General features: G+C 46.5%; 19 protein-coding genes. 17 read left to right on the top strand and 2 right to left on the bottom strand.

The window, feature by feature from the left end; translation table 11 throughout:
* Positions 1-39: 39 nt before the first annotated feature.
* From mdh to coaE, 7 genes are all read left to right on the top strand, one after another.
* Positions 40-978, top strand: coding sequence for a malate dehydrogenase (gene mdh / locus QMZ64_RS02855; protein WP_020452553.1), 939 nt, complete (start codon positions 40-42; stop codon positions 976-978).
* Positions 979-1,307: 329 nt separating this feature from the next.
* Positions 1,308-2,030, top strand: a complete 723-nt coding sequence (locus QMZ64_RS02860; RefSeq protein ID WP_020452552.1) for a response regulator transcription factor — start codon at positions 1,308-1,310, stop codon at positions 2,028-2,030.
* Positions 2,023-3,768 carry a two-component system histidine kinase PnpS gene (pnpS, locus tag QMZ64_RS02865; RefSeq protein WP_265625964.1) on the top strand — a complete coding sequence of 582 codons (1,746 nt, stop codon included), beginning with the start codon at positions 2,023-2,025 and terminating at the stop codon, positions 3,766-3,768. The genes QMZ64_RS02860 and pnpS overlap by 8 nt, the downstream gene beginning before the upstream one ends.
* Before the next feature lie 254 nt (positions 3,769-4,022).
* The gene (gene polA / locus QMZ64_RS02870; RefSeq protein ID WP_265625965.1) at positions 4,023-6,662 is read left to right on the top strand and encodes a DNA polymerase I; all 2,640 of its coding nucleotides are present in this window, start codon (positions 4,023-4,025) and stop codon (positions 6,660-6,662) included.
* A gap of 18 nt (positions 6,663-6,680) precedes the next feature.
* Positions 6,681-7,508, top strand: coding sequence for a DNA-formamidopyrimidine glycosylase (mutM, locus tag QMZ64_RS02875; RefSeq protein ID WP_265625967.1), 828 nt, complete (start codon positions 6,681-6,683; stop codon positions 7,506-7,508).
* Between the two features lie 179 nt (positions 7,509-7,687).
* Positions 7,688-8,362 (top strand): sporulation membrane protein YtaF, encoded by a 675-nt coding sequence (gene ytaF, locus QMZ64_RS02880; RefSeq protein WP_256700615.1) that lies wholly within the window; start codon positions 7,688-7,690, stop codon positions 8,360-8,362.
* 17 nt (positions 8,363-8,379) lie between these two features.
* Positions 8,380-8,985 (top strand): dephospho-CoA kinase, encoded by a 606-nt coding sequence (coaE, locus tag QMZ64_RS02885; protein WP_243942706.1) that lies wholly within the window; start codon positions 8,380-8,382, stop codon positions 8,983-8,985.
* A 228-nt stretch (positions 8,986-9,213) separates the two neighbouring features.
* Here coaE and QMZ64_RS02890 read toward each other — a convergent pair whose 3' ends face one another.
* A complete protein-coding gene (locus tag QMZ64_RS02890; protein ID WP_326134709.1) occupies positions 9,214-10,698 on the bottom strand; it encodes a pectate lyase family protein in 1,485 nt (494 codons plus the stop codon).
* Positions 10,699-10,951: 253 nt separating this feature from the next.
* On the opposite strand from QMZ64_RS02890, the gene QMZ64_RS02895 reads away from it, so the two are divergent.
* The 9 genes from QMZ64_RS02895 (at position 10,952) to thrS (ending at position 20,002) form a co-directional block, all read left to right on the top strand.
* Positions 10,952-11,974 (top strand): glyceraldehyde-3-phosphate dehydrogenase, encoded by a 1,023-nt coding sequence (locus tag QMZ64_RS02895; RefSeq protein ID WP_301441125.1) that lies wholly within the window; start codon positions 10,952-10,954, stop codon positions 11,972-11,974.
* A gap of 235 nt (positions 11,975-12,209) precedes the next feature.
* Positions 12,210-12,596: an adenosylmethionine decarboxylase gene (gene speD, locus QMZ64_RS02900; RefSeq protein WP_003184296.1), complete on the top strand. Its 387-nt coding sequence runs from the start codon at positions 12,210-12,212 to the stop codon at positions 12,594-12,596.
* A gap of 184 nt (positions 12,597-12,780) precedes the next feature.
* Positions 12,781-13,173: a cytosolic protein gene (locus tag QMZ64_RS02905; RefSeq protein ID WP_265625973.1), complete on the top strand. Its 393-nt coding sequence runs from the start codon at positions 12,781-12,783 to the stop codon at positions 13,171-13,173.
* A gap of 16 nt (positions 13,174-13,189) precedes the next feature.
* Positions 13,190-13,648 (top strand): transcriptional regulator NrdR, encoded by a 459-nt coding sequence (nrdR, locus tag QMZ64_RS02910; protein ID WP_020452543.1) that lies wholly within the window; start codon positions 13,190-13,192, stop codon positions 13,646-13,648.
* A gap of 116 nt (positions 13,649-13,764) precedes the next feature.
* Entirely contained in the window at positions 13,765-15,189 is a 1,425-nt protein-coding gene (dnaB, locus tag QMZ64_RS02915) for a replicative helicase loading/DNA remodeling protein DnaB (RefSeq protein ID WP_265625976.1), read from the top strand.
* 15 nt (positions 15,190-15,204) lie between these two features.
* The gene (dnaI, locus tag QMZ64_RS02920; RefSeq protein WP_243942710.1) at positions 15,205-16,137 is read left to right on the top strand and encodes a primosomal protein DnaI; all 933 of its coding nucleotides are present in this window, start codon (positions 15,205-15,207) and stop codon (positions 16,135-16,137) included.
* 38 nt (positions 16,138-16,175) lie between these two features.
* Positions 16,176-16,808, top strand: a complete 633-nt coding sequence (locus tag QMZ64_RS02925) for a TVP38/TMEM64 family protein (protein WP_265625977.1) — start codon at positions 16,176-16,178, stop codon at positions 16,806-16,808.
* Between the two features lie 77 nt (positions 16,809-16,885).
* Positions 16,886-17,728 (top strand): putative sporulation protein YtxC, encoded by an 843-nt coding sequence (ytxC, locus tag QMZ64_RS02930; protein ID WP_265625978.1) that lies wholly within the window; start codon positions 16,886-16,888, stop codon positions 17,726-17,728.
* 342 nt (positions 17,729-18,070) lie between these two features.
* Positions 18,071-20,002 (top strand): threonine--tRNA ligase, encoded by a 1,932-nt coding sequence (gene thrS / locus QMZ64_RS02935; protein WP_020452538.1) that lies wholly within the window; start codon positions 18,071-18,073, stop codon positions 20,000-20,002.
* A gap of 31 nt (positions 20,003-20,033) precedes the next feature.
* On the opposite strand, the gene QMZ64_RS02940 is transcribed toward thrS, so the two are convergent.
* Complete coding sequence (locus tag QMZ64_RS02940; RefSeq protein ID WP_265625979.1) at positions 20,034-20,846, bottom strand: HAD family hydrolase; 813 nt, start codon at positions 20,844-20,846, stop codon at positions 20,034-20,036.
* Positions 20,847-21,103: 257 nt separating this feature from the next.
* On the opposite strand from QMZ64_RS02940, the gene QMZ64_RS02945 reads away from it, so the two are divergent.
* Positions 21,104-21,331: a DUF3923 family protein gene (locus QMZ64_RS02945; protein WP_020452536.1), complete on the top strand. Its 228-nt coding sequence runs from the start codon at positions 21,104-21,106 to the stop codon at positions 21,329-21,331.
* Positions 21,332-21,388 lie beyond the last annotated feature (57 nt).

Here is a 21,388-nt window from a genome sequence, read left to right on the forward strand (position 1 = left end):
TTGGGGTAAAACAAACAACAATTAAAAGGGGTAGAAAACATGGGAAAGAAGCGAAATAAAGTATCTGTCATCGGAGCGGGTTTTACAGGTGCAACAACTGCGTTTTTAACGGCTCAAAAAGAATTGGCTGACGTCGTGCTAGTCGACATTCCGCAGCTTGAAAACCCTACAAAAGGGAAAGCGCTCGATATGCTGGAAGCGAGCCCTGTCCAAGGATTTGACGCGAATATTACAGGAACGGCAAACTATGAAGATACGGCCGGCTCAGATATCGTCGTCATCACGGCGGGAATCGCAAGAAAGCCGGGAATGAGCCGGGACGACCTCGTGGCTACAAATGAAAAGATCATGAGGAGCGTAACGAAGGAAGTTGTTAAATACTCACCTGATTGCATCATCGTCGTTCTGACAAACCCTGTGGATGCGATGACATACGCCGTCTATAAGGAATCGGGCTTCCCGAAAGAGCGGGTCATCGGCCAGTCGGGAGTTTTAGATACGGCAAGATTCAGAACGTTTGTCGCTCAGGAGCTCAACCTTTCCGTCAAAGACATTACAGGTTTTGTACTGGGCGGACACGGGGACGATATGGTTCCTCTCGTTCGTTACTCTTATGCAGGCGGCATTCCGCTTGAAACGCTTCTTCCGAAAGACCGGATCGATGCGATTGTTGAAAGAACGAGAAAAGGCGGGGGAGAAATTGTCAATCTGTTAGGAAACGGAAGCGCGTACTATGCGCCGGCCGCTTCCCTGACAGAAATGGTTGAAGCGATCTTAAAAGACCAGCGCCGCGTGCTGCCGACTATTGCCTACCTTGAAGGCGAATACGGCTATGAAGGCATTTACCTTGGCGTTCCGACGATTATCGGCGGAAACGGTCTTGAACAGATCATTGAACTTGAACTGACTGAAACAGAAAGAAGTCAGCTTGATCGATCCGTTGAATCAGTCAAAAACGTCATGAAAGTATTATCATAATGAAAACAACAGGGAGGCTTTATACAAGCCTTCCTGTTTTTGAATGCAAACTTTTTTTACATAAAACCATATGAAAATCAAGACATAAACACGGGCTGTCAGCATATACCTAATCATAATCATCTGCCCGGACATTTTCATTCTTTTTTCTGGAAGCATTCCATCGCTTAAAACAGCGGTTTATGGCCGAAAAAGAGAGATTTTATGCAAAACACTGAAAAATCAAATTGTCGAACGGATAGGCTTTCGTTAAAATAGGAGTGAAAACGTTTATTTAACAAAAGATAGAGAAAGAGATGTCGGGGAAATCTGAAGCCTGGAGGCATGTCATGAGCAAAAAGATATTAGTTGTAGATGATGAGGAATCGATTGTTACCCTTCTAAAATATAACCTTGAACGGTCGGGCTATCATGTGGTGACGGCCATGGACGGGGAGGCCGGCTTATTAAAGGCGATTGAAGAGAAGCCGGATCTGATCGTGCTTGATTTGATGCTTCCTAAAATGGACGGCATTGAAGTATGCAAGGAACTCAGACAGAAGAAGCTGATGTATCCGATTTTGATGCTGACCGCTAAGGATGATGAATTTGATAAAGTGCTCGGTCTCGAACTGGGTGCCGATGACTATATGACGAAGCCGTTCAGCCCGAGAGAGGTGACGGCAAGGGTCAAAGCGATTTTAAGAAGAACACAGACGCTGTCCGTTCATCCGGAGGAGACGGAAGAACCGGATGCAGGCGAGCTGATCATAGGCGAACTGAAAATACTGCCTGAACATTATGAGGTTTACTTTCAAAACGAACGCCTCGAGCTAACGCCGAAGGAATTCGAACTCCTTTTATATTTGGGAAGGCATAAAGGGAGGGTGCTGACGAGAGATCTTCTCCTCAACGCTGTCTGGAACTACGACTTCGCGGGCGATACGCGCATCGTCGATGTCCATATCAGCCACCTTCGCGATAAGATCGAAAAAAATACGAAAAAACCGGAATACATTAAAACAATCAGAGGTCTTGGCTACAAAATGGAGGAGCCGAAGCTGAATGATTAAATTCCGGACCCGGCTTTTAGCTGCCCTGCTGACGCTTTTGATTCTCGTATTTGCTTCACTCGGTTTTCTGCTCGTTCACTTGTTTCACTCCTCATACGATGCCAAACTGAGCAGCCATATTGAAAAAGAAGCCGCTTTGGTCGCTTCATTGGCAAATCGTGAAAACATGAAGTCTTCGGAGCAAGGAGCCATTTTAGAGAAGGCAAGCCGTGAACTGGACAGTCATGTATCGCTGGTTGATACAAAAGGTCAGGTTCTTTTTCATTTTGGGGGCCGCGCAGAAGATCAATCCGTTATCAAAGAAGCGCTTGAGTCGGATTTAAACGGTGAAGGAGGAGGCTTCAGAATCAACCCGGATGACGAGTCCGTTTACCGTTACGTGCAGCCGCTGAAAGAAGACGGGAATGTGAATGGATATATTCTGATCAGCACTCCTGTCGATCCGTTGCAAGATATCAATCAAAAGATCTGGATTCTCCTCGGCGTGAGCCTTGGAACGGCCTTTTTAATCATCGCCGGGCTTGGGGCGAGAATAACCTCTCAATATACGAATCCGATTGAGTCTGCGACACAAGTGGCGATTGAACTTGCCAAAGGAAACTATAAAGCAAGGACTTTCAACGAAGATGAAACGATGCTGAGCCAGTCCATCAATATGCTGGCCCAGAACCTGCAGGACATGACAAGAGCCCAGGAAATGCAGCGCGACCGTCTGCAAACCGTCATCGAAAATATCGACTCCGGGCTGATCTTAATCGACGGAAAGGGTTATATTCACCTTGTGAACCGGGCTTATCAAAAGCAATTTCACGTAGAAGCCGATCAGCTTCTTTACCATTTCTATCACGAAGTGCTCGAACACGAAGAAATCATTAATCTCATTGAAGAAATTTTCATGACGGAAACAAAGGTCCGCAAAATGTTTAAACTGCCGATCAAAATTGAAAGAAGGTATTTTGAAGTCGACGGGGTTCCGATTATCGGCATCAATGATGAGTGGAAAGGCATCGTTCTCGTGTTCCATGATATGACGGAAAGAAAGCAGCTTGAAGAAATGAGGAAGGACTTTGTCGCCAATGTCTCCCACGAGCTGAAAACGCCGATTACGTCAATCAAAGGGTTCACCGAGACGCTTTTGGACGGAGCGATGAACGAAAGGGAGACGCTGCTGCAGTTTCTATCGATCATCTTAAAAGAGAGCAGCCGTCTGCAAACGTTGATCCAGGACCTGTTGGATCTGTCGAAAATCGAACAGCAAAACTTCACCTTGAATATTCAAAATTGCAATATTGGCGAAATCCTCGCTGAAATTGAGATGCTTTTGAAGAATAAAGCGGAGGAAAAAGGAATCACCTTGACCCTGGAAAAGCCGGAGAAGCCGGCCGTTGCTTCCGGGGATCCGCACAGACTAAAGCAGATCTTTTTAAATTTGGTGAACAATGCCCTCACATATACGCCTGAAGATGGAAACGTAACGATTTCGGCTGATGTACTGGAAAATGCAGTGCAAATCAAAGTGAAGGATACGGGCATCGGGATCAAGCGGTCCGAAATCCCGAGGATATTCGAACGCTTCTACCGGATCGATAAAGACAGGAGCAGAAATTCAGGAGGAACCGGTCTCGGCCTTGCGATCGTCAAGCATTTAGTCGAAGCCCACGACGGTGAAATCGACGTCGAAAGCGAGCGGGGAAAAGGCACCGAATTCACGGTCCGCTTAAAACGCGCATCCGAGTAGCTTCATTTAGCAAACTTTACAAAGGCTTAACAACTTTTATATATATGGTTAAAACTTGGCTGATAGGATCATTAGTGAACCCCTTCATCCAAGGAGCCATATGGACGGACGCGATCAACAGCGCGTCCCTTTTTTATTTTTCTGCGAAATCACTCTCATTTTCCTTTCAAAATGAACTTTGCTAAAATAAAATAAGCAAATATGATCACGAAGTTGAATGGAAGCTGACGAATCGGCTCCTTAGGAGGATAAAGATGACTGAAAGAAAAAAATTAGTATTGGTCGACGGAAACAGCCTGGCTTACCGCGCGTTTTTCGCTCTGCCTCTTCTCAGCAATGAAAAAGGGATACATACAAACGCTGTGTACGGTTTTACCACGATCTTAATGAAGATGCTTGAAGAAGAAAAACCGACCCACATGCTCGTTGCTTTTGATGCGGGGAAAACGACATTCAGACATAAAACGTTTAAAGAATATAAAGGCGGCAGACAAAAAACGCCGCCCGAGCTGTCCGAGCAGCTGCCGTTTATCCGCGAGCTCCTCGACGCCTATCAAATCTTAAGGTATGAGCTTGAAAACTACGAGGCCGATGATATTATCGGCACCCTTGCCAAATCAGCGGAAAAAGACGGGTTTGAAGTGAAGATTTTTTCCGGCGACAAAGACCTGACACAGCTGGCTACAGAAGGAACGACGGTCGCCATCACGAAAAAGGGCATTACAGATGTTGAATACTATACGCCGGAACATGTCCGGGAAAAGTACGGACTTACACCTGAACAGATCATTGACATGAAAGGGCTGATGGGAGACTCATCAGACAATATTCCAGGCGTGCCGGGCGTCGGCGAAAAGACGGCGATCAAGCTTTTGAAACAGTTCCATACAATAGAGGAGCTGCTGTCGTCAATAGACGAAGTCAACGGAAAAAAACTGAAAGAAAAGCTTGAAGAATTTAAAGAACAGGCATTGATGAGCAAAGAGCTTGCGACAATTACGACAGAAGCGCCGCTTGAAGTCACCCTTGATTCCCTCGGATACGAAGGTTTTGACAGGGAAGCGGTCGTCAAGATTTTTAAAGATCTCGGCTTTAACTCTTTGCTCGAAAGGATTGGCGAAGAGCCGGGAGAAAAAGAAGAAGAACAGTTTGAAGAGATCAACGTCATGATCAAAACAGACATCACCGATGACTTGTTTGCGTCACCGGCTTCACTCGTTGTCGAACAGCTCGGTGACAATTATCATGAGGCGCCGATCCTCGGTTTTTCGATCGTCAACGAACATGGCGCTTTCTTCATCCCGGAAGAGACGGCCGTTCAGTCGGACCGTTTTAAAGAGTGGGCCGAAGACGAGTCGAAAAAGAAATGGGTGTTTGATGCAAAACGCGCGGCGGTCGCTTTGCGCTGGCGGGGCATCGAACTGAAAGGCGCAGAATTTGACGTTCTCCTTGCGGCCTATATCATCAATCCGGGACACTCCTACGACGATGTTGCAAGCGTTGCGAAAGAACATCAATTACACATCGTCGCGGCAGATGAAGCGGTTTACGGAAAAGGCGCGAAACAGGCGGTGCCGGATGAGAAGGAGCTTGCCGACCATTTAGCCAGAAAAGCGAAGGCGATATCGCTGCTGCGCGAAAAGCTCCTTGATGAATTGGAGAAAAACGAGCAGCTCGATCTGTTTGAAGCGCTCGAAATGCCCCTTGCCCACATTCTCGGTGAGATGGAATCGATCGGTGTCCAAGTCGATGTCGGCAGACTGAAAAAAATGGGTGAAGAATTGTCCGCCAAATTAGCGGAATACGAGAAAAAAATCCACGAGTCAGCAGGTGAAACGTTCAACATCAATTCACCAAAGCAGCTCGGTGTGATTTTGTTTGAAAAACTCGGGCTGCCTGCCGTCAAAAAAACAAAAACGGGCTATTCGACTTCAGCCGATGTGCTGGAAAAACTGCGCGACAAACACGTCATTATCGAGGATATTCTGCACTACAGACAGATTGGCAAGCTCCAGTCCACATACGTCGAAGGGCTTTTAAAAGTGATCAAAAAAGACAGCCATAAAGTGCATACCCGCTTTAATCAAGCTTTAACACAGACGGGAAGGCTCAGCTCAACCGATCCTAATCTGCAAAATATACCGATCCGTCTTGAGGAAGGCCGCAAAATCCGCCAGGCGTTTGTCCCTTCGCAAAAAGGCTGGCTCATGTTCGCTGCGGATTACTCCCAAATCGAATTGAGGGTTCTCGCCCACATATCAAAGGATAAAAATTTGATTGAAGCGTTCACGAACGATATGGACGTTCACACGAAAACGGCGATGGATGTTTTTCATGTATCAGAAGAAGAAGTCACCCCTGCGATGAGAAGGCAGGCGAAAGCCGTCAATTTCGGAATCGTCTACGGAATCAGCGACTACGGCTTGTCGCAAAACCTGGGCATTACAAGAAAGGAAGCGGCAGCGTTTATTGAGCGCTATTTCCACAGCTTCCAGGGAGTCAAAGAATATATGGAAGAGACCGTTCAAGAAGCGAAACAGAAGGGCTATGTGACGACTCTTTTAAGCCGGAGGCGGTATATCCCGGAATTGACGAGCCGGAATTTCAACCTGCGCAGCTTTGCCGAACGGACAGCGATGAACACGCCGATCCAGGGAAGCGCCGCAGATATCATTAAGAAAGCGATGATCGACATGGCGGACAAGCTGAAAGAAAAAAATCTTAAGGCAAAACTGCTGCTGCAGGTTCATGACGAATTGATTTTTGAAGCGCCTGAAGATGAAATCAAAGTGCTTGAAAAACTTGTTCCGGAAGTAATGGAACATGCATTGGAGCTCGATGTTCCACTGAAAGTGGACTGCGCTTCAGGGCCTTCATGGTACGATGCAAAATAGAGAAAAGGAAGTGATGATGTGCCGGAATTACCAGAGGTCGAAACGGTCCGGCGCACTCTTGCCGGGCTTGTAAGAGGGAAAACGATCGATGCGGTTGATGTCAGATGGACAAAAATCATAAAACGGCCGGAGGAGCCTGAGGAATTCGCAAGGCTCCTGGCCGGTCAGACGTTTCAGTCGATCGGAAGAAGGGGAAAATTCCTGTTGTTTCATCTTGATGACTGTGTCATGGTTTCCCATTTGAGAATGGAAGGAAAGTACGGGCTTCATCAAAACGATGAACCCCTTGATAAACATGTGCACGTCATTTTCAGGTTCACGGACGGAAGCGAACTGCGCTACCGGGATGTCAGAAAGTTCGGCACGATGCATTTGTTTAAGCCGGGGGAGGAACTGACGGAGCTGCCTCTCAGGCAGCTCGGTCCCGAGCCTTTCAGCGGAGAATTTACAGCCGGTTATTTAAGAGAGCGCCTGAAGAAAACAAACCGCTCGGTGAAAACCGCACTGCTCGATCAGCGGACAGTGGTCGGACTGGGCAATATTTATGTCGACGAGGCTTTGTTCAGAGCCGGTATCCATCCCGAGACAACAGCGAACAAGCTCACCAAAAAACAGACGGTTCTTCTTCATGAAGAGATCGTTCAAACATTAAAGGAAGCCGTTGAAGCAGGGGGAAGCACAGTCAGATCTTACATCAATTCACAAGGAGAAATCGGCATGTTCCAGCTCAAACTTTTCGTTTACGGCCGGAAAGATGAACCTTGTAAAAAGTGCGGATCTCCAATTGAAAAAACAGTCGTTGGCGGAAGGGGCACGCATTTTTGCATAAAGTGCCAGAAAAAATGACAATCGCATAAAAGGGACAACAGCAAGCCGTATCATGGTTCAAGCTGTCGATGCATAGGCTCCATATAGCTGTGAAAAGCAAGCTTTAAGGTGTGATGTTTCTTTTTCGGGTGAACAACACACGGATGGTTTTCTTCTTTCATATATATAAGAAGCCTAGAAAGCTGCCTTTAGGCTGCATGACTTACACCGCTCGCATCAACAGAAAGGAAGAGCCTGATATGATGTTTGCATCTTTCTTGCTGCTGGCATTTGCCGTCAGCTTGGACAGTTTTTCAGTCGGATTTACTTACGGATTGCGAAAGTTGAAAATCCCATTTAAAGCGATTTTGATTATTGCTTTTTGCTCTGGTGCCGTGATGTATATGGCTATGATGATCGGAACCCTTTTGGCGAAATTCCTGCCCGTTGTCGTAACAGAAAGGCTCGGAGCCGTCATATTAATGGGGATCGGCGCATGGGTGCTGTATCAGTTTTTCAGGCCGGAGAAAGAACAGGATCTCGTCTTCTCTGAAAAAACGCTCATCAACCTTGAATTGAAATCGCTCGGAATCGTGATACACATATTAAGAAAACCGACAAGCGCCGACATTGATAAATCAGGAATCATTACCGGTATAGAAGCTTTCCTTCTCGGTTTCGCCCTCTCTATTGACGCGTTCGGAGCAGGGATCGGCGCGGCTGCGCTCGGCTTTTCCCCTGTACCGATGAGCATTACGGTAGGCATCATGAGCTCATTGTTCGTATTTTGCGGAATACAGGCGGGACGATTTTTATCGAAATGGAACTGGATGGATAAACTGACCTTTCTTCCCGGTATATTGCTGATTATGATCGGCATCTGGAAACTGTAAGAAGGAGGTGCAGGCCTTTGACATTGGTCATCGGGTTGACCGGAGGGATTGCCAGCGGCAAAAGCACTGTCGCGCAAATGTTCCAGCAGTGCGGCATCACGGTCGTCGATGCGGACGTGATCGCGAAAGAGGCTGTTGAACAAGGGATGCCCGCTTATCAGAAAATCGCTGAGACATTTGGTCAAGGCGTGCTGCTTGAAACAGGCGATATCGACCGGAGAAAACTTGGAGAAATTGTTTTTGCTAACGAAGAAAAGAGGATGCAGTTAAATGCGATCGTCCATCCGGAAGTGAGAAAAATGATGATCAAACAGCGCGACGAAGCCATCCGGGCCGGTGAACAGTTTGTTGTTCTCGATATTCCGCTTTTATATGAAAGCGGGCTTGAACATTTGACAGATAAAGTGATCGTCGTCTGGGTGCCGATGGAGCTTCAGCTTGAGCGGCTGATGAAAAGAAACCGGCTCACTGAAGACGAGGCGCTGAACAGAATTCACGCCCAGCATTCTCTTGAAGAAAAAAAGAAAAAGGCAGACGCGGTGATCGATAACAGCGGCAGTCTGAAAGATACAGAAGCGCAGCTTCATCAGCTGCTTGATACATGGTCAAATATTGAAAAGTGAGCGCGAAATTGCGCTCACTTCAGCGTGTCGACAAACCCTCGCATTCGTTGTCAGGTCTGCGCGTCGGTGCTCACGAATTCCAACATTCGCTCCGCTCCGATGCTCGGCCTTCCTAGACTGCAAGGGTTTTCAATCACGCTGAAAGGATGACAAAATTCCAAAACTAAGAGCAGTTTTGGGATTTTGTCAACAATCTGAAGTGAGCGCGAAATTGCGCTCACTTTTTTATTAGTCGTTTTTAAACTGGCTGTAATTCGCATAATACAGCGTGGTGCGTTGTGCTCCTGCATACCGTTCGGCAAAAGCTTTGGCATTGCCTGCCTTCATCGTCCGATAGCTGTAGTTGGATGAAGGTTTCCAGCTTGTTTCAGGCGATTTCTGTCCCTTTATCGCCGGATATGACCCGACATCTTTAAACGACCCGTCTCCGTAATCATCAAGTATGCCTTTCTCGCTGCCCGTGCCGAAGTAATTGGCTTCAGAATAAATTTTGGCCAATGTGGTTATCGTGAAGCCAAGATGGTAATTGTTGATATAATTGTTTTTCACATGAAAATGGCCGTAACGCATCAAGCCGGGCGCCCTGACATAGAGATTCTCAAAGCGGTTGTGGCTGATCGTCATCCGCGGATATCCATTATATATACTGTGGTATTGCTTATCATCTTGAGGCCAGCCGAGAATCAAGCCGTACCTGTGGTCTGTGAATGTGCTGTGAGACAGTGTGACGTAATCGGCTTTAGCGCCGATGTATAAGAGCTTGTCGAGATCGTGACCGTTTGCTGAATAGCTGTGGCCCTGGAATGTGACATGGTCAATCCAGTAATTTCTCGAATCGGTAATGTAAACAGGGATGTCGTTGTTTTCATTTATGGATGCATCATGTGCAATGATCAGGTTTTTGAAAATAACGTTGCCTGAGTCCGCTTTTGTTTTAAAGTAAATGTTGTTCAGCTTATGTTTTTCATACGAGCCGATAATTGTTTTATTGGCGCCCACCGTCAATACCGTTTTGGCTGAAGCGCCGATATTGCTGGAGACGACAATGGTGCGGGTCGTTGAACCTTCAATATTGGCTTTCAGTTCGCCCAGATTGTTGACATAGACGACTTTTCCAAGCAGGCCGCCGGTTGTGCCTGTTTTCTGCTTGCCGTTCGTTTCCTTTGCATAGCCCGCGAAACCTTCGAGCCCGTCGCTTGGAAGTTTCCACTTTTGGACGGAGCTGCCTGTATATTTGGCAAGCTTCACTCCGCTGCCGTCCAGTGTCAGTGCAAGGCTGTTGTTTTGTGCACTGACGATTTTATACGTGATAAAGTCTCCATTTCCGTCTTTGTCAGCCCCAATAATATTCCACAACTCTTCCTTCCGTGAATTGTCATAGTAGACTACAGCGGGATTATTGTCTGACAATGCGTAATGGGCAGGGATGATAATTTTGCCGTTATCCATATTTCTGATTTTGAACTGTTTGCCGTCAGACGTATCCAGCCTCCATCTTTCTGCTTTTTCCCCGCTTGTCTGTTTTGTTGTCAGCGGTGCATTATCCTGATTCCCGGCGGGCGTGATGTTTATGCCTGATAAGCTTTCCAGCCTGATCATCTGTTTCGGATAATCTTCGTTTGCCGCGGAAGCTGCCGCTGTTCCTATAAAAAAATAAATGCCGGCCGCAGCCAAAAAAGAAATGATAAAATATACGTTTTTGGTTAGTTTCATGGTTGTCCTTCCTTGAAGACACTGCCTTCTGTCGTGTGAAAATTTAGCGCCGTTGGAAATTGTAGCACTAAAGATGGATTTGAAATATATGCTTTAATGCCGTTTTTTTCTAGTCCTTTGTTCACTGTTTCACAAAAAATGCGTAAATTTGCTGTAAAAGAAACAAATGGTATGGCTAATTAAAAATAATGTGTTATACTTATTTTGAATAAATCATGATGTGGAATGACATAAAATAAGGGGTGCATATTTGATGAAAGTGAAAGTTGCGATAAACGGATTCGGCCGGATCGGCAGAATGGTGTTTAGAAAAGCGATGCTTGATGAACAGATTGACATTGCGGTGATCAATGCGAGCTACCCTCCGGAAACGCTCGCTCATTTAATAAAGTATGACACAAATCACGGCCGATATGAGCTTGATGTAAACGCTGGAGACGATTGCCTGTTCGTTAACGGTAAAAAGGTCATGCTGACCAATCAGAGGGACCCTAAGCTTCTTCCGTGGGCGCAATACGGGATTGACATCGTCGTGGAAGCGACGGGGAAATTCAACTCAAAAGAAAAAGCGGAAGCTCATATTGAAGCCGGCGCGAAAAAAGTTATTTTGACAGCGCCGGGGAAAAATGAAGACATCACAATCGTGATGGGCGTCAACGAACGCGAATTTGATGCGGAGCATCATACGATTATTTCAAACGCTTCCTGTACGACGAATTGTCTCGCTCCTGTCGCAAAAGTGCTTGATGATGCATTTGGCATTGAAAACGGCCTGGTGACCACCGTTCACGCATTTACAAATGATCAAAAAAATATTGATAATCCGCACAAAGACTTGAGAAGGGCGCGCGCCTGCGGGTCTTCGATCATTCCGACAACGACAGGCGCCACGAAAGCGCTGTCACTTGTCATGCCTCATTTAAAAGGAAGAATGCACGGCCTGGCCCTGCGCGTTCCCGTCTCAAATGTGTCACTCGTTGACCTTGTGGCTGATTTAAAAAGCGATGTGACAGCAGAGAATATTAATGAGGCGTTCCGAATGGCGGCGGCAGACTCCATGTCCGGCATCCTCGATGTATGCGATGAACCGCTTGTCTCATCCGATTTTAATACGAATCCATACTCGGCCGTGATTGACAGCCTTTCAACAATGGTGCTTGAAAACAGAAAGGTGAAAGTGCTCGCATGGTATGACAACGAATGGGGATATTCATGCAGGGTTGTCGATTTGATCAGATACGTGGCTTCAAGAATGAAACACCCTTCGGCTGTATAAAATAAGAGCATGGACGGATAAAAAATCAATACCCCTTAACCATCAAATGATAAAACCGCCTTGCAAAAAATATTCAAACAAAGTATACTATTTTTCGTGAACTTCTAGTTCGTGAGCGCTTCGGCATTACTTAAAGGGTTAGGACCTCTCCGGACTAACTTTCCCCCGTGGTAAATGACCGGTTCAGTTGCTTGGAAATTCACTTTTTTAATTCTTGTTAAGGGGGGTCCATGCTATGGAAACAATGGGGCGTCACGTTATCTCCGAACTTTGGGGATGCGATTTTGATAAGCTGAATGACATGGATTTTATTGAAAAAACGTTTGTAAATGCGGCACTGAAGTCAGGTGCTGAGGTACGTGAGGTAGCCTTTCATAAGTTTGCACCTCAAGGTGTAAGCGGGGTCGTGATTATTTCTGAATCTCACTTGACCATTCACAGTTTTCCTGAACACGGATATGCCAGCATTGATGTTTATACTTGCGGAGATTTAGATCCGAACGTAGCTGCCGATTATATCGCAGAAGAATTAAGAGCGGAAACAAGAGAGAACATTGAAATACCGAGAGGCATGGGACCTGTTCAGGTGAAACAGGCCAAAGCCAAAGCACAGGCACTTTAATGCCGATAGAGGAGCTGGATAAAAAAGCGGACACCGCTTTTAAAATCCGCTCCTTTTTCTTTCCTCTCGCGACAATCCCCGAAACATATTCTCCCCGTCATTCTCTGCCCTAATTTGTTTTCCCTTGGAAATCAACCATTTTTTTAATAAAATATAGAGAAGAAAGACAAAGGGGACAGGGGATATGAGTCTTTTTCAAAACATTCACCGGTTTTTTTCTACACACGCCGAAACGTCTGACCGCCATCCTTCGGACGAGCTGAAGAGCCGCTATTATAAAGCGGCGTCAAAAGAAGCGCTCAATGCTGTAAAGGAAGTGCTGGAAGGGATTGACGGCTGCAAGGTGACATCGGTGTCGGAAGAAAGAGGAGAAATCAGCGCCGAGGTGAAAAAAACGAGAAAAGCTTTTGTGGTGGCGACAGTCGTTTCGATTCGCCCTTTTGATACAGCGGTGGATTTTAATGTGTCAACGGAAACGTTTTTGCCGACCGATTTTGGCTACAGCCGCGGGCTTGTCTCGACGCTATACAGCGAACTGGACGGAAAGCTGCAGAAATCTGTGCATTCAAACAATTGAATAGGGAGCTGAAAAAATGAAATGTCCAGCATGTCAGCATAACGGGACGAGGGTTTTGGACTCCCGTCCCGTTGACGAAGGCAGATCGATTCGCAGAAGACGCGAATGCGAATCATGCAACTATCGATTTACTACATTTGAAAAAGTGGAAGAAATTCCGCTCATCGTCGTAAAAAAAGAAGGAATCCGGGAAGAATTCAGCCGCGAGAAGATGCTCCGCGGTTTGATCAAAGCGTGCGAAAAACGCCCTGTCGCCTTAAAGCAGCTAGAGGATATTTGCTTTGAAATTGAAAAAGAGCTTAGAAATCAAGGCGTTGCTGAAGTGAAAAGCGACATGATCGGAGAAATGGTGATGGACCGGCTTGCGAAAATCGACGAAGTCGCATATGTCCGGTTTGCTTCAGTATACCGCCAATTTAAAGATATTAACGTATTTATCGACGAGCTGAAAGACTTAATAAAGAAAGAACGGTAAAGAGCTGTAAATTAATCCAGCTCTTTTCTCATGATAAAACCACGGTCGTGTGACATGAAGGCCTGAAAAAGGTGTAAAATGAGGACAAGAAACAAAGTGGAAGGTTGACAAAAAATATGAGTAATTATTGGAAAAATTTGCTTCCTGTCGATCCGTACGTTGTCAAAAGCTGCGGATTGCTACAGGACTTGGACCGGCAAATTGTCACGCTATTGTATCAGCCTCTGATCGGTTCTTTTTCCTTCAGCTTGTTTCTCACGCTGTGGGGAGAGCTGGAGCAAAACAGAGTCTGGGGGAAAAGCTCGACTCACAGACAGCTGATGGCGGCGATGCAGACCAACCTGAAGACGATTCACTCAGAAAAGGAAAAGCTTGAGGGAATCGGACTGTTGAAAACTTTTATAAAAGAAACGGAAGACGAACGTTTGTTTATATATGAATTGATTCCGCCGCTCAGACCGGATGAGTTCTTTCAGGACGGCATGCTGAATGTCTTCTTGTACAACCGCGTCGGAAAAGCGAGGTTTCAGCAGCTGAAAGAATACTTTTCCCACCCGTCTGTTCCCGAAGAAGCACGGGATATCACCCGTTCTTTCAACGAAGTTTTTGCATCTGTCCAGCCGAGCGAATGGAAGATGTCTGACGATATGATCGAAGCGATGGAGCTTCGCGAAGATCGTGAATGGATGAAAGAAGGGAATGGCAAACCGGCGGCAGTCACAGACGACGCCTTTGACTTTCAACTGTTTCTCGCCGGTCTATCCGACACGCTGATCCCGAGAAAAGCGCTGACAGACCAAGTGAAGGAAACGATTAAAAAGCTCGCCTTTCTTTACGGGATCGAACCGCTTCAGATGCAAAACGTCGTCATGTCAGCCGTTGACGAGCACGATACGATCACGACAGAAGCGCTCAGAAAAGCGGCGAGCGACTGGTATCAAATCGAGCGCAGCGGCCCGCTTCCGGAACTCGTCGACAAAGTGCAGCCGATGAATCTCCGCGAACAGCCGAATCACCAGTCGTCAACGAACGCCAAGGAAGACAATTTGATCGCTTTGCTTGAGCAGGTATCGCCAAAAAAGCTGCTGCAGGATATCGGCGGCGGAGCGGAACCATCCAAAGCCGATCTGAAAATTATAGAAGAAATTATGCTTGACCAAAAATTAGAGCCCGGCGTCATCAATGTTCTGATTTATTATGTCATGCTGAAAACCGATATGAAGCTTTCGAAAAATTACACCCAAAAAATCGCTTCTCACTGGGCCAGAAAAAACGTTCGCACGGTTAGAGAGGCCATGAAGCTTGCGAAAGAAGAAAACCGCCAATATCTTGAATGGGCGGAAGGGAAGAAAAACCCTTCCCGGAACAAGAAAGTCATCAGGGAAGAAAAGCTGCCTGACTGGCTTCGGGAAAGTGACGAAGCCGACAGCAAACCGCCGGAAACAGAGCCGGCCGGTTCCGCAGCCAGAGAAGGCTTTGACCAGCAGAAACAGAAGCTGCTCGAAGAAATAAAAAAACTGAAAAACCATTCCGCTCTTTAATGTGAGGTGAAGATGATGGAGCCGATTAAACGCGCTTTGCAAGGCGTGACGACGAGACCCGATTTTCAAAAACGCCTTGAAGATATGAAAGAAAAAGTGCTCTCTGACAAGGATGTTCAGGAGTTTTTAAACAGCCGTCAGGCAGAAGTGGATCAAGGAATGATCGACAGGAGCCTAAACAAGCTTTATGAATTTACACAGCAAAGCAAAGCATGCCAAGACTGCCCGAGTCTGAAAGAATGCAAAAACCTGATTCAAGGTTATCATCCAAAGCTTGTGATGAACGGAAAGACGATCGATGTTCAATATGACAGGTGTCCGGAAAAAAAGGCAGCGGACGAGAGGGAAAGACAGCGGTCGCTGATTAAAAGCATCTATATTCAACAGGATCTCTTGAATGCTACGTTTGCCGATATTGACGGAGATGACCCGAGCAGATTAAAGGTCCTTCAGCTTGTGACGGGCTTCTTGCATGACTATAGCGAAACGGGAAAGGGAAAAGGCATCTACGTCTACGGGAAGTTCGGGGTCGGAAAAACCTTTATGCTGGCCGCCATCGCCAACGAGCTTGCGGCAAAGGACCATCCATCCATTCTCGTCTATGTCCCAGAATTTGTCAGGGAACTGAAAAATGCGATACACGATCAGTCGCTTGAGGAAAAGCTTGAGATGGTCAAGTCTACGCCGATTCTGATGCTCGATGATATCGGTGCGGAGTCCATGTCAAGCTGGGTGAGGGATGAGGTACTCGGCGCCATCCTTCAGCACAGAATGTCTCATCAGCTGCCGACGTTTTTCTCTTCAAACTTTGACCCCAATGAACTGAAACACCATTTCACCTATTCGCAAAGGGGCGAAAAAGAAGAGGTGAAAGCGGCAAGGCTGATGGAGAGGGTGCTGTATTTAGCGACGCCTGTCCGGCTGGACGGGAAAAACCGGCGTCAGTAATCACATGACCCCGAGCTTCAATCACGGAGATGAAGAAGATGCGAAAAAGAACCTTGGCCAAATGGACGGTTATCGCTGCAATCGCGGCGGCCGGACTATGGCTGAATGCGAAATACCTGAATCTGAGCCCCGCTCATATAAGAGAAGGCGTCTTATCCTTCGGGATTTTCGCCCCGCTGATCTATATCGGATTATTGATGATCCGGCCGTTTTTGCTGCTTCCTGCTTCCGTTTTCGCCGTCAGCGGCGGCCTCGCATTCGGTCCGCTGTTTGGCTCTTTGTATTCTTTTATCGGGGCGGCAGGCGGTGCATTTTTATCATTCGCTGTTGCATACAGGCTCGGCGGAAACTTTCAGCACATGCCGCTGAAGCTTGACAGCCTGCGGACGCTTTTGCGGAAAAACGGCTTTTTCTGCATTCTGCTCTTGAGGCTCGCGCCGATTCATTTTGACGCGGTCAGCTATGCGGCAGGCGTTTCCAAAGTGAAGCCCCTGTCGTTTGTCCTGGCGACGGCCGCGGGCATCATTCCGGGCACCGTTATTTTAAATGTGCTCGGGTCAAGCCTCTTGACCGGCGACATCATAGCGATTGCAGCTACAGCGGCAATTTACTTGATATTCATTACCGTGCCTCTTTTGTTCAGAAAAAAAGTGCAGGCGCTCCTCGATTAAGGGCTCATCCTTTTTTTACGTCTATTTTATTTGTCACCCCCATATACATGTATCAGATGTTGTTAGGGGGGACAAACATGCTTGAAATTACATTTGAAGATGATTATGATACAGCCGCGTTTTTGCATCTCCTTCGCAATGCGGATGCGAACCGGCATATCAAGATTTACGAAGCGCCAGGGAAGATCGGAATTGAAAAGACCCATTCCTCTGTCAGTATTCAGGCCTATATTGAGCCGGTTCTGACGAGATTTTTTACAGAATGCAAAGAAGACGAATACATGCTTTCGATTATTGAAGGCGATTATTACTTTTTGGACCGGGATGAACAGCAGCAGATTCTTCAACTGGCCCACAGCATTATGGAGGGCGAACTTGAAGGGCTTCCTCTCAACAAGGACGACACCCCTCGCGAACATTACATCATTCAGGAGCTCCAAACGATCTGTCTTGAGGAAAACGTCTTTTCCATTCGGTCCTTTATGACATTTCGCCTCGGGAGGTATTATGAACGCCTCAGGTCTTATGTGGAGGCGGCGATCGACGAGTATAAAATGGAGCAGGAATATCAGACATTCATTCAATCGCTGAGAGACTACGTCATGTCGAAAGAGCCGATGCTTGACCATGTCCACATTGTGCACGACGGTTATTTTGTATTGTGGGAATTAAAGTATATTTCTGAACGGGAACAAAAAAAATACATAGACAGGCGGTTCGTAAGAGAACACCCGATGTATATTGATTCCCATCTCCTGGCTCCGCTCGTATCGATTGCGCCGGAAAAAATAGACCTCTATACAGAAGACCGGGAACACGCCATGGTTCAGACCATACAAAATATTTTTCAGGAGCGCGTACGGATTCTTTCGCTTGACGCCTTTCATCCGCGGGAAAACATTTTGGAAGAGCATTCTTGATTTTGTGTGAAAAACGATTTATAATACGATGTAAACTTAAAGATATCATGTATCGATAAGGACATGAAAAGATGAACACCGGTTTGACAGAGAGGGAGACCATGGCTGAAAGTCTCTAAACCAAGGAGCATTTTTTTACCGCCTTTGAACATCAGTTGTGAACGGCAATGTGTCTAGTAATGACTGACGGGACTTCCCGTTACAGAACCGAAAGCCGAGAGCGCGACGGGTTTTTTGCGTTTTCGGGAAAAAGGGTGGAACCACGAATTCCGTTTATTAATCCTCGTCCCTTTCATAGGGGGACGGGGATTTTTTATTTTGTAAAAAAAAGGAGTGACTAGGATGTCAGATATGGTAAAAATCAAATTTCCTGACGGAGCGGTTAAGGAGTTTGCAAAAACGACGACAACAGAAGATATCGCGGCATCAATCAGTCCCGGCTTAAAGAAAAAATCAATAGCGGGGAAATTAAACGGCAAAGAAATCGATCTGCGCGCACCGATCCTTGAGGACGGCGCCATCGAAATCATTACAGAAGGCAGCGAAGAAGCGCTGGAAATCATGCGCCACAGTACTGCACACTTAATGGCCCAGGCGATCAAGCGGCTGTATAAAAACGTGAAGCTCGGCGTGGGTCCGGTCATCGAAAACGGCTTCTACTATGATGTGGATATGGAAGAAGCGCTGACTCCGGAAGACCTTCCGAAGATTGAAAAGGAAATGAAAAAAATCGTCGGCGAAAATCTGCCGATCGTAAGAAAAGAAGTCAGCCGTGAGGAAGCCAGAGCCCGGTTTGCCGAAATCGGCGATGATCTGAAATTGGAACTGCTTGATGCGATTCCGGAAGGCGAAACGGTATCGATCTATGAGCAGGGCGAATTCTTCGATCTGTGCCGCGGTGTTCACGTTCCTTCGACAGGGAAAATCAAGGAGTTCAAGCTGCTGAGCCTTGCGGGGGCATACTGGCGCGGAGACAGCAACAACAAGATGCTCCAGCGCATTTACGGTACGGCTTTCTTCAAAAAAGCGGAGCTTGATGAGCATCTTCGCCTTCTTGAGGAAGCAAAAGAACGCGACCACAGAAAGCTCGGCAAAGAACTGAAGCTGTTTGCGATTTCGCAAAAGGTAGGGCAAGGGCTGCCGCTTTGGCTGCCAAAGGGGGCGACCATCAGACGCGTCATCGAGCGCTATATCGTTGACAAAGAGCTTGCGCTCGGCTATGAACACGTGTATACACCTGTCCTCGGCAGCAAAGAACTTTACGAAACGTCAGGGCATTGGGATCATTATCAAGACACAATGTTCCCTCCGATTGAAATGGACAATGAAACATTGACGCTTCGTCCGATGAACTGTCCGCACCATATGATGATTTATAAAAACGACATTCACAGCTACCGTGAACTGCCGATCCGGATCGCAGAGCTCGGAACGATGCACCGCTACGAAATGTCAGGCGCTCTCTCAGGTTTGCAGCGTGTTCGCGGGATGACTTTGAATGACGCACACATTTTCGTCCGTCCGGATCAAATTAAAGAAGAATTTATCCGCACTGTCCGCCTGATTCAGGAAGTGTATGAAGACTTTGGCCTTGAACAGTACTCATTCCGCCTGTCTTACCGCGACCCTGAAGATACTGAGAAATATTACGACGACGATGAAATGTGGAACAGAGCGCAATCGATGCTGAAGGAAGCGATGGACGAGATCGGACACGATTATTACGAAGCCGAAGGGGAAGCGGCGTTCTACGGACCGAAGCTTGACGTTCAGGTCAAAACAGCAATCGGCAAAGAGGAAACACTGTCAACTGTACAGCTGGACTTCCTTCTTCCTGAAAAATTTGATCTGACATATGTCGGAGAAGACGGAAAACCTCATCGTCCGGTCGTCATTCACAGAGGTGTCGTTTCCACAATGGAACGTTTTGTCGCTTTCTTAATTGAGGAGCATAAAGGCGCATTGCCGACATGGCTTGCCCCTGTTCAGTTCCAGGTCATCCCTGTATCGCCGTCCGTGCATCTTGACTACGCCAAAAAAGTCCAGGAGCGCCTGCAGCGTGAAGGGCTTCGCGTTGAAGTCGATATCCGCGACGAGAAAATCGGCTATAAAATCCGTGAAGCGCAGATGCAAAAAATCCCGTACATGCTTGTCGTCGGCGACCAGGAAGTTGAAAACGAAGCCGTCAACGTCCGCAAATACGGAGAGCAAAAATCAGAAACGGTTGCGTTTGCAGACTTCATTAAAAAAGCTGTTGCAGAAGCAAAGAAATAAACGAGAAAAAAGCATGATTCCCGCTCGGGAGTCATGCTTTTTTGCTTAGCTTGTCCGCTGTTTTTCCGCGGAGGATATCGAACAGTTCGCTCAAATGGCTGATTTCGTGATCAGGTGTAAGGTCAGTTTCATTCTTTTTGCCTTTGCGGTTGACCCAGACGGTTTGAATGCCTGCTCTGGAAGCCCCGAGAATGTCGGTGTTCAAGTTGTCTCCGACCATCACGGCATCATCCTTTGTCATACCGAGGAGACTGAGGCAGTGTTCAAATATGCTTGGATCAGGCTTTCCTTTTCCGAATTCACCGGAAATGACGATTTCATTAAAATAAGGAGCAAGTTCCGGTACGCCTGCCAATTTTTCTTTCTGCAGGCTCGGATCGCCGTTTGTCAGCAAAAGAAGCTCTACTTTTCCTTTCAGTTCATCTAAAACGGCAAATGTTTCTTCATAGACGAAAGGGCTCTTTCGGCGCACTGCGGCGAAATATTCGCCGAGTTCTTTTCCGAAGGCGGGATCGTCGATGTCAAACGCCTTCAATCCGTTTGTCCATGCGCTTTTTCTGTATTCAGGAACAATTTTGTTCAGTTTTTGAAACCCTTCGCTGATCGGCTCGCTGAAGTTTGACCACAGGCCTTCAAATGGGTTGATGCCGATCATGACGGTGTATGGATATGTTTCATAAGACGTGTAAAGCTTTCGCGCTGCTTCGCGGACGGCTGCTTCAAATTCTTCCGCATGGATTCCGTATTTTTCTTCAGCTTTAAGACACGTTTTTGAAAATGCTGTGCTGACGCTTTTTTCATCCCAGAGCAATGTATCGTCTAAATCAAAAAATACGGCTTTCATGATCTTCTCCTCTGCCATTAATTTATAGAATTCTCTCATTTATTTTACAATAGATCAAAGGGATGTGAAAGAAATGAATTTAAGAATGTGATGTCATGCAGTGTCAAAGTGTGAAAGCTTCTCCAATATGATAGAATGAAACGGGTTTCTATTGTTTGGAAATGCAGGGGATTTTTAAGATGATCTTATGGTCATGATTCGGGCTCATATGCGGACGGAAGAAGCGGATACAGTGTAGAAATGGAAGGAATGGTTTTGTGAAAAAAAGATGGATATTTTGGTGGATTTGCAACATATTTTGGATGGCCGTTTTTGTAATGGGGACGGCTCTCGTGTGGCTGAGAGATGTTGATGGCGCCGGTGTTACTCAAACGCCTGAGCTTAAATTAATAGCTTTTATCGTTTTATTGATTGCATTTATATTTCCATTCATTATTCAAGTAGTGTGGCTGATTGTTAATTTGAAAACGGGTAGCAGCAAATAAGGAAACGGCAGCAAACAATTGCTGCCGTTTAAGCATGCCGCGTCAAAGTGTGAATAA

It is taken from the genome of Bacillus sp. LB7 (assembly GCF_030449715.1).
GTDB classification, from domain to species: Bacteria; Bacillota; Bacilli; order Bacillales; family Bacillaceae; genus Bacillus; species Bacillus paralicheniformis.

Coding starts and splice junctions, on each gene's coding strand:
- mdh (WP_020452553.1), top strand. CDS start 40: ATGGGAAAGAAGCGAAATAAAGTATCTGTCATCGGAGCGGGTTTTACA.
- QMZ64_RS02860 (WP_020452552.1), top strand. CDS start 1,308: ATGAGCAAAAAGATATTAGTTGTAGATGATGAGGAATCGATTGTTACC.
- pnpS (WP_265625964.1), top strand. CDS start 2,023: ATGATTAAATTCCGGACCCGGCTTTTAGCTGCCCTGCTGACGCTTTTG.
- polA (WP_265625965.1), top strand. CDS start 4,023: ATGACTGAAAGAAAAAAATTAGTATTGGTCGACGGAAACAGCCTGGCT.
- ytaF (WP_256700615.1), top strand. CDS start 7,688: ATGACTTACACCGCTCGCATCAACAGAAAGGAAGAGCCTGATATGATG.
- QMZ64_RS02890 (WP_326134709.1), bottom strand. CDS start 10,698: ATGAAACTAACCAAAAACGTATATTTTATCATTTCTTTTTTGGCTGCG.
- QMZ64_RS02895 (WP_301441125.1), top strand. CDS start 10,952: ATGAAAGTGAAAGTTGCGATAAACGGATTCGGCCGGATCGGCAGAATG.
- speD (WP_003184296.1), top strand. CDS start 12,210: ATGGAAACAATGGGGCGTCACGTTATCTCCGAACTTTGGGGATGCGAT.
- QMZ64_RS02905 (WP_265625973.1), top strand. CDS start 12,781: ATGAGTCTTTTTCAAAACATTCACCGGTTTTTTTCTACACACGCCGAA.
- nrdR (WP_020452543.1), top strand. CDS start 13,190: ATGAAATGTCCAGCATGTCAGCATAACGGGACGAGGGTTTTGGACTCC.
- dnaB (WP_265625976.1), top strand. CDS start 13,765: ATGAGTAATTATTGGAAAAATTTGCTTCCTGTCGATCCGTACGTTGTC.
- dnaI (WP_243942710.1), top strand. CDS start 15,205: ATGGAGCCGATTAAACGCGCTTTGCAAGGCGTGACGACGAGACCCGAT.
- QMZ64_RS02925 (WP_265625977.1), top strand. CDS start 16,176: ATGCGAAAAAGAACCTTGGCCAAATGGACGGTTATCGCTGCAATCGCG.
- ytxC (WP_265625978.1), top strand. CDS start 16,886: ATGCTTGAAATTACATTTGAAGATGATTATGATACAGCCGCGTTTTTG.
- thrS (WP_020452538.1), top strand. CDS start 18,071: ATGTCAGATATGGTAAAAATCAAATTTCCTGACGGAGCGGTTAAGGAG.
- QMZ64_RS02940 (WP_265625979.1), bottom strand. CDS start 20,846: ATGAAAGCCGTATTTTTTGATTTAGACGATACATTGCTCTGGGATGAA.